13 protein-coding genes are annotated in these 12,225 nt (G+C 42.3%); 1 reads left to right on the forward strand and 12 read right to left on the reverse strand.

The features are described from left to right. Nucleotides 1–234 precede the first annotated feature (234 nt). The 12 genes from AB5542_RS19905 to AB5542_RS19960 form a co-directional block, all read right to left on the reverse strand. Nucleotides 235–912: a hypothetical protein gene (locus AB5542_RS19905; RefSeq protein ID WP_118305268.1), complete on the reverse strand. Its 678-nt coding sequence runs from the start codon at nucleotides 910–912 to the stop codon at nucleotides 235–237. Between the two features lie 158 nt (nucleotides 913–1,070). Continuing rightward, a complete protein-coding gene (locus tag AB5542_RS19910; protein WP_279040076.1) occupies nucleotides 1,071–2,831 on the reverse strand; it encodes a sensor histidine kinase in 1,761 nt (586 codons plus the stop codon). Nucleotides 2,832–2,855: 24 nt separating this feature from the next. Continuing rightward, the gene (locus tag AB5542_RS19915) at nucleotides 2,856–3,539 is read right to left on the reverse strand and encodes a response regulator transcription factor (protein WP_087420780.1); all 684 of its coding nucleotides are present in this window, start codon (nucleotides 3,537–3,539) and stop codon (nucleotides 2,856–2,858) included. 11 nt (nucleotides 3,540–3,550) lie between these two features. Then, nucleotides 3,551–4,228: a phosphate signaling complex PhoU family protein gene (locus AB5542_RS19920; protein WP_124316719.1), complete on the reverse strand. Its 678-nt coding sequence runs from the start codon at nucleotides 4,226–4,228 to the stop codon at nucleotides 3,551–3,553. 90 nt (nucleotides 4,229–4,318) lie between these two features. Further along, complete coding sequence (gene pstB, locus AB5542_RS19925; protein ID WP_279040078.1) at nucleotides 4,319–5,086, reverse strand: phosphate ABC transporter ATP-binding protein PstB; 768 nt, start codon at nucleotides 5,084–5,086, stop codon at nucleotides 4,319–4,321. Nucleotides 5,087–5,164: 78 nt separating this feature from the next. Further along, nucleotides 5,165–6,028 carry a phosphate ABC transporter permease PstA gene (pstA, locus tag AB5542_RS19930; protein WP_087420782.1) on the reverse strand — a complete coding sequence of 288 codons (864 nt, stop codon included), beginning with the start codon at nucleotides 6,026–6,028 and terminating at the stop codon, nucleotides 5,165–5,167. Between the two features lie 8 nt (nucleotides 6,029–6,036). Continuing rightward, a complete protein-coding gene (gene pstC / locus AB5542_RS19935) occupies nucleotides 6,037–6,888 on the reverse strand; it encodes a phosphate ABC transporter permease subunit PstC (RefSeq protein ID WP_087420783.1) in 852 nt (283 codons plus the stop codon). A 75-nt stretch (nucleotides 6,889–6,963) separates the two neighbouring features. Continuing rightward, nucleotides 6,964–8,022, reverse strand: a complete 1,059-nt coding sequence (pstS, locus tag AB5542_RS19940) for a phosphate ABC transporter substrate-binding protein PstS (protein WP_118305271.1) — start codon at nucleotides 8,020–8,022, stop codon at nucleotides 6,964–6,966. A gap of 99 nt (nucleotides 8,023–8,121) precedes the next feature. After that, a complete protein-coding gene (locus AB5542_RS19945) occupies nucleotides 8,122–9,108 on the reverse strand; it encodes a porin (RefSeq protein ID WP_087420785.1) in 987 nt (328 codons plus the stop codon). A gap of 122 nt (nucleotides 9,109–9,230) precedes the next feature. Then, entirely contained in the window at nucleotides 9,231–9,770 is a 540-nt protein-coding gene (locus AB5542_RS19950; protein ID WP_279040081.1) for an RsmD family RNA methyltransferase, read from the reverse strand. Next, on the reverse strand, nucleotides 9,758–10,600 hold the full coding sequence (locus AB5542_RS19955) for a DUF3822 family protein (protein WP_279040083.1): 843 nt from the start codon (nucleotides 10,598–10,600) through the stop codon (nucleotides 9,758–9,760). The genes AB5542_RS19950 and AB5542_RS19955 overlap by 13 nt, the downstream gene beginning before the upstream one ends. A 26-nt stretch (nucleotides 10,601–10,626) precedes the next feature. Further along, nucleotides 10,627–11,271: a hypothetical protein gene (locus AB5542_RS19960; RefSeq protein WP_118305274.1), complete on the reverse strand. Its 645-nt coding sequence runs from the start codon at nucleotides 11,269–11,271 to the stop codon at nucleotides 10,627–10,629. A gap of 184 nt (nucleotides 11,272–11,455) precedes the next feature. Here AB5542_RS19960 and AB5542_RS19965 point away from each other — a divergent pair. After that, on the forward strand, nucleotides 11,456–12,225 hold a 770-nt coding region (locus AB5542_RS19965), incomplete at its 3' end, for an ATP-dependent RecD-like DNA helicase (protein ID WP_368243378.1).

Below are 12,225 nucleotides of genomic sequence, written 5' to 3' on the forward strand. Positions count from 1 at the left end.
CCTACGAAGACGATGTCAGCTGAGTTACAGTCAGCCCCAGTTGGCCACTTTGGTATCTCCCCTTTGTTCAAAGAACAGTTGCTTGTTTTAAGCGGGTACAAAGATAGGTAGTTTTGCGGAATTACCAAATATTACGTGGAAAAATCTTGAAAAAAATGTATTCCGAGTGTAAAAGAATACGAGGAGTTTTCGGTACCGAAAACTCCTCGTTACATCTTATCGTCACTATGAGACCTATTTACGAGGACGATAAGTAATGTCAATGGTTCTTTCTTCGTCGAAACCTTTGTACTTGATATGTAACTGTACGGAATCTGTTACCTCGTTAAATACTTCTTTTAGCGGGAAACTGACATAACCGTAAAGACTTTTGTTTTCCGGATCTCCGTATGCATTATGTCTGAATTCTAACAGGATTTTTTCGTCCGCTGTTAATTCTTCATGCTTTGTCAGGTTGACCATGTGTTCTTTAGCGCCTCCGGCATAAAAGAATCGGAAGGTGATAAAGTCGTTGGCAATCCAGTATTCCGGTAATTCAATCGGATCCATACCTAAGCTGTCATTAATGGCTTCGGTATAGGGTACAATAGGTTTGGTAAGAAGCTTTTGCAGGTCGTTTACTCGCACGTAATGATCTACACTACTTCCCGGATTTGCATCTTGCAAGATGGTAAAATCCGCGTACACACGCATATTATTTTCTAAGTAACGTACCGGTACATTTGAAACGGATGGATACAATACAGGGCCTTTGTCCAGTATAATTCTGTAATCCTGATCACTTGTTTTTTCAATCGTACCGACTTCTAACCAGAATTTGTCCAAGCTATATCCGTCATCATTACAAGATGTGAAGGCGAATGTTGCCGAGAGCAAAAGAATAATTAGTGTCACTACTTTTTGATTCTTCATTTTAAACCCCTTTTTATTACTCGTTGTTTTTTAGTTTTCATTACTTAGATGGATAATTGCGTGAATGGTTGCGTCTAATAATGTTAAAATCAATGGAAAAAGGCTATCATACATCGCATGATAGCCTTGATCCCTTGTTTTTGCCGGGATTTATGAATTTAGAAAAGAGTTTTTTTCAGTGAGAACAGGAATTCCAATCCCCCGTCTTTTTTATTTTTTGCCGAGATGTCTCCTTTATGGAAAAGAACGGCGTTCTTCACGATGGAGAGCCCCAGGCCGGAACCGCCATTTTGCCTGCTACGTCCCTCGCATACACGATAGAAACGTTCAAAAATCCGGTTCAAGTGATTTTCTTCTATTCCTTGCCCCGTGTCATAGTAGGAGAAATAATAAAATTCATTGTCTGCCATGTAGTTGTTTACCCCGATCGAGATATTGTCTCCGGCGTAATTGATGGAATTTTCAATGAGATTCCGGAATATAGCATAAACCAGCGTTTTATTTCCCTCGATAACCGTCTGGGGATTTATTTCGTTTTTCACGTTGATCCCGTGTGCTATGATCGGGTCATGCAGGTCATCAATGACCTCCTGCAAAGTGTTGTGAACATTCACTCGTTCCTTGTCAAAAAGTTCGGATGCCTCTTCCGTCTTGGTGATTAGGGCAATATCCCGGATTAAGTCGGATAGGCGAACGATTTGTGAATACGTACGTTCCAAAAAGAAATGTTGCTTGTCCGGGGTAATATTGGGTTGTTCCAGAAGGGTCTCGATATAACCGCGAATGCTGCTTACCGGAGTTTTTAGCTCGTGGGCGATATTATTCGTCATCTCCTGTTTTAGGAGCCTGTTTTTCTCATTATCAGAGATGTTGTTTAGGGTGATTTCGAAGCTGTTGTCCGTGAAAATCAGTAGTTTCACGGCAAAATGTTTGCCTCCCTTGCTGATCTTGTTCTGGTACACGGGGATGTTGGTGGTATTCGGGTTTACCGGGGTGTTCTTTTGCAAGAATTCATTCAGTTCTTTGAAATCCGGTTGTTCCAGAAGTTTTTCGACTTTGAATGTCGGTTCGTCTAGGATAATGTTCAAGTACTGGATAAAATGCGTGTTGGCATATATCTTTTCCCGGTTAGCGGAGAAAATGGCAATTCCCTCGTCGGAATAGTGGAAGTGACGAAGAAGTTTCTCCTGTTCCACGTTGATCTGCTTGTTGCTCTCTTCTAAAAGTTGATAGTTATGAATGATCTTTTCACCGATCTCTCCCAGTTCCGTGTTCGGGAAATGGATATTGTTGTAATTAATGTTGTGATTGTCGGCCGAAACGATAAAATCTTTCAGTCCGGAAATCGCTTTCCCGAAACGATCGGAGATATAAATCAGCGAGATCAGCGTGATAAAGAATAGTAGCGTGATAAAATACAGGAATATGTTGTCCGTCTTTAAAAAGTTCTGGATCTCGATGTCGTAAGGGAGAGCCACCCGGATAAAATAATTCATGTAGTCTTTGGCAAAATAATAGTACTCGACCCCGGTACTTTTAGAAAGCCGGATGGCAGTTCCTGTTTTTTGGATTAATGCCGTCTGGATTTCCGGGCGCAGTAAATGGTTTTCGATCCCTTGTTCCTTGTCGAGACTATTGTCATAAAGGACTTTACCATCATGATCTACTATCGTTAATCGTAAGTTGGAGGGCATAAGTACTAGTACATTCTTTAAAGAATCCATTTGCCCGGTGTTTATCAGATGATATTGTTGAACATAGCGGGCGATGATGTCGGAGTAATCGTCCAGCGTGGTACGCAAGGTCTCCGTTTTATAGGCTTTTTCCCGGTTCTGTTGGAAAAAGGTAATGACAACCGTGAAGACGGCGAATACAATGAAGAAGTAAATGAACAACTTCTGTTTATAGGATAATTTCATTGGAAATAGTTTTTGTATTAACGTTTAAAGTTCCACGCAATAGCCGTATCCGGAACGATTTGCGATATGTTTCCCCTGTTCGCCCAGTTTTTTTCTCAGTCGGGTGATGTGTACGTCGACGGTACGTTCAAGCACGTAGCTGTCGTCACTCCATACTTTATTGAGTATGTCTTCGCGGGAGAATATTTTTCCGGGAGATTGTGCCAGCATATTTAATATTTCAAATTCCTTTTTGGTAATTGGGATGAGCCGGTCGTGGATGGAGACACATTTTGTGCTTAAATCGATGTGCATCTCACCTATATCGATCACCTGTTTTTTATTGGCGGCATTCAACGAACCTGCTCTTTTCAAGACTGCTTTCACTCTTGCCGAAACTTCCTTAATCGAGAAAGGTTTGGATATATAATCGTCGCCCCCGATATTGAAACCGGTGAGCATGTCATTTTCCGTGTCTTTGGCCGTCAGAAAGATGATCGGGGTCGAGTTGTGAAGATCTTTCCGAAGCTTCTCCGCCATCTTGAACCCTGACATTCCTCCCATCATCACGTCCAGCAGGATTAGATCATATTCCTCGGTCAGCATCTTTAGAGCCTCTTCCGCGGAGGGCGCAGTGTCGACTAGATAACCTTCGCTCTCCAAGTTGAATTTTAAAATTTCTCTCAGGTCCTCTTCGTCGTCAACCACTAACATCCGTTGTTTATCCATTGCTCTAAAATTTAGTTGTTATGAATATGTTTCGCGTTCTTCCCTTCCATCAAGTAAATGGCCGCTTCAGCAATGTTTGTGGCGTTGTCCCCGATTCGTTCAATGTTGTATGACATTCCACTAAGGGAAAGGGCATCCAGCATATCTTGATCTTTGATCGTTTTGCCGACAAAGTGAAGAGGTATCCCGTGAATGATTTCTTTGTGGTTGTTATCCACGAGGTCATCCGTCCGGATAATCTCTTTTGCCAAATTCTCGTCTTCACACGTAAAGGCAAAGATAGCATTTTGTGTCATTTTTTTTACTGTTTCCAATTGTAATAAAATGGTCGGGTGGAAAGATGCGTAAAGGGAACCCTGTAATTCAACTTCCCGGAGGAAGTCGGCAATATTGAGCAACAGGTCACCGATGCGTTCCAGATAGGCTGTCATATCATGATAGGACATGATCTTTCGGCAATCACTGGCTCTGGGGCAGTAAAGTACGATGGAGTTGATGACTTCATCCCTGATTTTTACTTCCAGACCGTCAATGATAACTTCATTATGTTCGATCTTCGTGTATAATTCACCGTCTTTGTTGTCGTGGGTTGCGGTGATAACGAGTTCCATCTGTTGTAGTACGATGGTGGATAAGACTTCAAAGTCTTCTTTAATCTTTTCCAGGTATTTTTCTCTTATGGTAGTCATGTGGTGTAAGCTAAAAGTTATAAGCTAAAAGTTAATAAGGAATGTGTTTATAGAGAGAGTTCGATCTAAACTCATAAATCAAAAATTATTTTATCCGAATTGCCCCGTCAAGTACTCTTCCGTGCGTTTGTCACTTGGGTTTGTGAACATCTTCTGGGTTTCGTCGTATTCGATTAAATGACCGAGGTACATGAACATCGAGTAATCCGATATACGGGCAGCTTGTGACATATTATGTGTGACAATCAAGATTGTGAATTCGTTTTTCAGATCCAGCAACAACTCTTCGATTCGATTGGTGGCAATCGGGTCCAAGGCTGAGGTCGGTTCATCCATTAGTAAAACCTTCGGTTTTAGTGAAAGAGCCCGGGCAATGCATAGCCGTTGCTGCTGACCACCGGAAAGGAAGGTCCCTTTCTTGAATAGGGAGTCTTTCACTTCGTCCCATAACCCCACGTTTTTAAGGCTTTCCTCTACTAACTGGTCTTTTTCCTGCTTGGGAAGGGAAATCCCGTTCAATTTATACCCGGCAATCACGTTGTCATAAATGCTCATCGTGGGGAACGGGTTCGGGCGTTGGAATACCATTCCCGCCATGCGTCGTACTTCCATGGGGTTTGTCTTTAATATATTTTTCCCGTTCAGGAGAATCTCTCCCGTGGTCTTGATGTCCGGGTACAATTCGTGCATCCGGTTGATCGCCCGTAACAAGGTACTCTTTCCACATCCGGAGGGGCCCATGATAGCCGTGATTTTCTTTTCTGCAATATCTGCGCTAACTTCTTCTACTGCGTTTTTTCCCGGGGTGTACGAAATGGAAACTTTTTTAAGTTGTAATATAGGATTTGTGATAGCCATGATTGATTTTAGATTTTAGATTTTAAATTTTAGATTGAAAGTCTGTTTGTAATGCAATTTAAAATTTAAAATTTACAATTATTGAACTCTCCATTTTTTTGCAATTTGTTTTGCTATAATATTGAGGGTCAGAATTAACATTAACAGGAAGAGGGAGGAACTCCAGATCATGTCGATTAGGTTCGGGTCATTGTAAAACTCCCAGATCAACAAGGGAACCGCACTCGTGGGTTTCAACACGTCCCAGTTGATGGCGGTGCTACCCAAGGCTGTTAACATCAGGGGAGCGGTTTCTCCCATAACCCGGGAAATAGCCAGCAAGATACCCGTGAACAATCCCCCGAAGGCTGCGGGTAACAATACTTTCAGAATGACACTGGTGTAGGAGGCTCCTAATGCAAGTCCGGCCTCTTTCAAACTTCCCGGGAGCATCTTTAACGTCTCTTCCGTGGAACGCACGATTAACGGGAGCATCATGATACTAAGGGCGACACTTCCTGCGAGGGCGGAATAACTACCTAGGGGTTTCACGACCCAGGCATAAGCGATAATACCGATTACGATGGAAGGGCTACCTTGAATCAGATCTGTCAAGAAACGAGTGATGTTCGAAAATTTGGTCTTTGGGTGTTCCGAGAGGTGGATGCCGACCATGATTCCAATAGGGATAGCAATAATTGCGGCTAGGACAACCATGAGTAATGTTCCGGTAATTCCGTTTGCAATTCCGCCCGGAATAATGTCTCCCGTACCTCTGGCCAGCATGGCGTCCAAAGTACTTGGAGCGCTCTCCGTGAAAAAGTTCCAATTAATCTGTTTGTAGCCTTTTTTGATCAATTCCCAGATGATGGCGAATAACGGGATTACCGTCAGAGAGGCCAGAAAACAGGTCGTGTAGAAAAAGACCTTGTTTTTTATCGTTCTATATCTTAAACTACTCATTGTTGCAATCAATTAAGTTTCTTGATGATGAGTTTTGCTACTAGATTGATGATTGCCGTGATCAGGAATAATAGTAACCCGATGGCAATCAAGGAGCTTAATTTTAACCCGTCTGCCTCTCCGAACTGGTTTGCGATGATACTGGCCATCGTGTTACCCGTGTCTGCCAGTGAGGTGGGCAGGTTATTCGTGTTGCCGATAAGCATGGTTACTGCCATGGTTTCTCCAAGAGCCCGTCCCAGGGCTAGGATATAGCTGGCAAATACTCCGGAACCGGCAGAGGGAAAAGTGACTGTTCTGATCACCTCGTAGCGGGTGGCTCCCAAACTATATGCAGCCTCTTTCAGTTCGTTGGGAACCATGGATATGAACTCGCCACTGAGGGAGGATGCATAGGGGATGATCATGATTGCCAGAATAATGGATGAGGTCAATACTCCGAATCCTTGTGAATTGACACCCATCTCGATGATGATCGGGCGGAAGGTATAAAATCCCCATAATCCGTACACGATCGAGGGAATTCCCGCAAGTAAATCTATAATGGAACTGATGAACGTGGCAATTTTTTTACCTCGAAAGAATTCACCCGTGAAAAGTGCCACGGGCAGAGAAAATGGGATACAGAATATAAGTGCCAGAAAAGAGGTTAGGAGGGTTCCCACGATAAAGGAAAGGGCTCCATAAGTTTCTCTGTCCGGATGGGGATCCCATTCTGTTGACCCGATAAACTGGAAGAATCCGTAATGGCTGAGAGCCGGGATCGAGCCGCTGACCAGTGAATAGATCATGCCGGCACTAATCAGTAGAATCAGGATACAACAAATAGAGAGTAGCCGTTTAAAAATAAGATCACGCATAATTAGTTACAAGTTACAGGTTACAAGTTACAGGTTGGCAAGATTCAACTTGCAACCTGTAAACTTGTAACTTTATTAATTCAGGACTTTTTTGCCCTCGAAACTTATAGAGTTTAATAGTGTTTTGGCGTTAGCCACGGCTGATTGAGGAAGGGGTGAGTAATGAACTTTTGTAGTCAATGCTTGTGCTTCCGGGCTTAACATCCAATCGAGTAATTTCACGGTTGCTTGTGCTTGTGCTAGGGTTCTGTTTGCATAAGCTTGTTCCTTGTAAAGGATAATCCAGGTGAAACAACTGATGGGGTAAGCGTCCGGTGCGGAAGAGTTCGTGATCATGGTACGAGTATCTGCCGGCATTTCACCTTTTGCTGCCGCGGAAATACTTTCCGTGTTCGGTGTGATGAAATTACCGGAAGAGTTCTTCATCTGGGCCATCGGGATGTTCAGAGAAAATGCGTACTCTGATCCTACGTATCCGATCGCTCCGGGGGTTTGGCTGATTGTTCCGGCTACACCGGGATTACCTTTAGCTGCCAAGCCTGCCGGCCATTTCAATGATTTACCTGTACCCACGTTTTCTTTCCAATCATTGCTTACTTTCGTCAAGTAATCACTGAAAACGAAGGTGGTTCCGCTACCGTCTGAACGGTATACCGGGGTTAATTCTTTGTCCGGAAGAGTTACTCCGGGATTTAATTCCTGAATTTTAGCATCATTCCATTTGGTGATTTTGCCCAGATAGATGTCGGCAACAACTTCTCCGGAAAGTTTTAATTCTTTCACTTCCGGTAAATTGTAAGCCATAACCACGGCTCCCATACAAGTCGGGATGTGTACCGTTGCGTAGGGCATCTCTTGCATCTCAGCATCAGACAGGTAGGCATCCGATCCCCCGAAATCAACAATCTTGTCTTTCAGGCTTCTGATACCACCACCACTACCAATACCCCCGTAAGTCACGGCGTTACCCGTTTTCTCTTGGTAGGTCTTGAATGCTAGGTTGTAGAATGGTAAGGGGAAAGTAGCCCCGGCTGCAGCGATGTTCATTTTTTTGCTTTCGGACTCTTTGTTCTTCTTCGAGTTCCCGCAAGATGCAATAGCGATAGCTAAAATAAGGATCAATAAATTTTTCATTTCTGATAGTATTAATTTCAACGTCTTCTGATTCATTTATTACACTGCAAGTTTAGATGAATCTTGTTACACGAATGTTGCGCATTTGTTACATTAATGTTACAACTTGAATTCGATGTTTAGATAGACGAAAGAGCTTGATTTACCGTCTCTTGGGTTCCAAGTGGAAAAATTCGGGGCGATTTTTAGTTGTTTGATCGGGGCATATTGAACACCTACTAAGATTCGTTGTCCGTCAGCACTGCTCCAATCATCTTTGGAACCTAGGTTATCATATCTTCCGAAGAGGTTGAATTGATCTTCCAGCTTGATAGTAGAATAAACGGAGAATCCGGATTGGTCGTTGTCTTCCTTGAACTTGGTGTTATACATTTGGTTGTATTCAGCTCCGATGGAGAATAACTCGTGTTTGTAACCGGCGAAGAAGGCTAAATTCTGTTGATCTTTCGTCTCGTCTCCTTCAATGTTTTTACTGGCAAGATCGTAATAAGCGCGAAGAGTCAAATTTTTAACGGGAAGAATTGTTGCTCCCACGGCATACCTGTATTTGTTGTCACCGTTCAATTTTTTGTAACCTTCCCCGTTGCTGATCGTGATGTCGGCAGAGAGCCATTTTGTAAATTTGTATTTACCCAAGATACCCATATCTGCACTGGAACCGAATTTATACTCGTCTTGGAAGGATTTCATGATATAACGGTATCCCCAGAATTTTTCCTGTACGTTGAATTGCTCCAAACCGATCAAACCGAAATCCAGCGTGAAATTACCCGTCTTCCAGCTTAACATGGCATTCTTGATATACGCCACTCTTTCGAGGTCGGAACCTGAAACTTTGGTGGAACCCATGTCAAAAACAACTTTTCCGCTTAATTTTTCTGTCAAGGAGAATTGATACCCAAGATAAGCACGATCAAGAGCGAATCCGGATTCTTTATTTGCATTTCCAATTCCGGCATGATAGTTCGCGAAAACGGTAACAATCGGTTGTCCCTTGATTTGGAATTTCTTCTTTTCTTCTTGTTTCTGACCGAAACTACTTAAACAAATAGCAGCTAAAACCACACTAATTAAAATCCTTTTCATTTGTCAAACTTTTAGTTAATATTAAAATTAAATACCTCTTGTTTTCGGCAGCTAAAGTAGACTGAAAAGGTTTCCTAAATAATACGATTCCGTTACATCAATGTTACATTTATTAGGTTTGTTTATTGTCTTTTGAAGATCGAGAAATTAACACTACCGTACCGGCGGTGTTCGAAAAAGTTGGGTTCCGAGGAGAAGTCCACGGTGCTGGGGTGTTCGATAATGGCGATTCCGTCCGGGGCCAGTAGATCGTTATTGAAAATGGCAGCCGGAATCTCGTTGATTTTTTCCAGGTTGTAAGGAGGGTCCGCGAAAATGATGTCAAAGGTCGTTCCGTTCAGTTTTTTACAAGCGATAAACACGTCTGTTTTGAAAATGGTCATATTCTTGAATCCCAATTGGGTGGCCATTTTTTTTATAAAGGCGTAATGGTTATAGTTCAGTTCGATAGAAACTATTTTTCCTGCACCCCGGGATGCGAATTCGTAACTGATACTTCCCGTTCCTGCAAAAAGATCCAGTACGGAGGCATCCTCAATATCTATATAATTGTTGAGGACATTAAATAAATTTTCTTTGGCAAAATCCGTTGTCGGACGGGCTTTGAAATTTTTGTCAGGTGTGATGATTTTACCTTTGTGTGTACCGCTTATAATCCGCATCGATGAAGATTTAACAAGTGAGTAAAATGAGAACTGTTGAATTCTTTATCGTGAAGAATACCGTTTAACAGGGGTTCTTTAGCAAAATAGGGATTCGGGAGATAGAGCGAAAGTAGCTCTTTCAGTTTATTATCTTTGAGCGCCGGGCCGCATATCGAAAGATGTGCTTTCTCCTGGTTGATTCCGCACTCTTTGATACAATTTAATAAAAAGTACACGATGTCAGTTATCGCTTTGTAACTAAACGTGTTAAATAGCTGAATGCCGGAGTCCCGGATAAATAACAGATCAAAATAATTGTCCTGAATGTCTAGGAAGATTTGCTCCGTGTCTCGTAGTGCTTTGGCCATGGCACCTAGTATAAAAGGGTATGCCCCGTTCACGATTTGAACCACGGGAAAATGTTCCCGTACAAAATCATGAAACGATGAAATAACCGTCTCCACGAGATAGGCTTCTATCCCCTCTATGTGGTGGTAGAGGATCGTGTCATCCGGTGCTACTTCTTGGTTGACCGTGTAAAGGGTGGCAATATTGGCCTTGTCGAAAAAGGCTCCCGGAACCAGTAGTTTTTCCTTGAAACACGGCATGATATATACTTTCTTGAAACGAAGGTTCAAGATCGCATCATTCACCACGTAATTTTTTAACCTGGCCACGGCGGCCTCTCTGGAATCCGCTGCATAGGGTTCGTGTACAAACACGACTAGCTTTTCCGTTTCATCATGCACGCAAAATGAAAATCCATCCGTTGCATAACGGATGGATAATATCGATTTCTTAGATGATTCGTAAGTAAAATTGGAGTCAACAAAATAAATGCTCTGCATGTATTTATTCGTTTACGAACCGGAAATTACTCCCAGTTACCCACGTTATTGTTTGCCTCTTGTACGCTACCCACTTTTAAGCCCGGGTATTTGTTTAATCTTATTCTTTCACCGTTTTCCTCCAAAATGGCATCTTCGTATTCATCAAACAAGTCTTCAAAAATGACCATGTTTGAAATACGAGCCTCGAAAACAGGTACTTCAATACCGGAATCCGTCCAGATCATGTTAGTCCCCATCAAGAATTCATGTTTCTTTTTAGTAAAAGGAACATACCGAAGATCATCAATCGGATAGTTCTCCCCGAATAATTGTCCCAATGCGGCAACTCTGATCGTGTCACGGATAATCAACCCTTTTTTCAGAGCCTCTTGTTCCGTCATACCTTCTTCAAGTTGATCATCAGTAAGTTCTCCGATAGAACGTACGGTTTTCAATGAATCGTATTTCACGAAATTGATTAATGAATCGAAACTACTGGTGTATGTTCCATGAATACTCTTGAAAGCATCTTGAGCTGTTCTGATATCTTTCAGTTTTTGGATAACCCTATCATATCTCTGTTTTTTCAACTTCTGAAATTGAATAGGATTCTGCACGCTTTGGTAGCACATATATCCCAGATAGAGAGCGGCAGCTGCTAAAAGAATTTGAATAATAATTTTTTTCATCTTTTTCGTCAGTATATTTATTATGTATTAAACAAGTTAGTTCTCGTTATTATTTAAGCTGTTTTTTCCTATCTTTACACGGTATTTTTTGACGATACCGTGAACAAATCCTTAATGGATTGTCGTGTCGGCAAATATAAAAAAAAAAAAGATCACAGCACACTTTTGTCTATTAAATTTAGTGATGATAAATGAACATTTTGAACGTATTGTAAAAGAGAAGTTTGGATTCGATTTTTCGCCCACGCAACAGGCGGCAATGAAGAATTTTTTAGCTTTTCTCTTTGATCGTCATCCTGAAAGTTTGTTTTTATTGAAAGGATATGCCGGAACGGGGAAAACTTCTTTGGTGGCGGCCATCGTGAATACATTACTGCAATTTGAACAGCAGGTTGTTTTATTGGCACCGACGGGGAGAGCGGCGAAAGTGTTTTCCGGTTATTCTCATCAGCCTGCTTTTACGATTCACAAAAAGATTTACCGGCAGAAAAATGCACAGGAGGGAGTCGGGATATTCAACTTGGGATTTAACGGGAATGCTAACACGCTTTTTTTCGTGGATGAGGCATCCATGATCTCAATGGGTTCTCAGGATTCGAATTTTGGGACGGGGTCTTTGCTGGATGATCTGATTGAGTTCGTGTACAACGGGAGGAATAACCGCTTGGTGTTAATCGGGGATACAGCCCAGTTACCCCCGATTGGCGTGGATGTCAGCCCGGCCTTGGAGGCTGATTTTCTACAAGTGAGTTATGGGATGGAAATATATGAGGCAAATTTGACCGATATCATGCGGCAGTCGGAACAATCCGGAATCCTGTACAATGCTACTCGGGTACGAGAAATGATCGGGGCGGGACCTTTTGCCAAACTCTTGCTTCGGGTAGCGGGTTTTCCGGATATTGTACGGGTAAGTGGGAGTGAACTACTGGAAGAGTTAGATCAATGTTATAG

Source organism: Butyricimonas sp. RTP31003st1_G1_RTP31003_210430, assembly GCF_040920905.1.
Lineage (GTDB): Bacteria > Bacteroidota > Bacteroidia > Bacteroidales > Marinifilaceae > Butyricimonas > Butyricimonas paravirosa.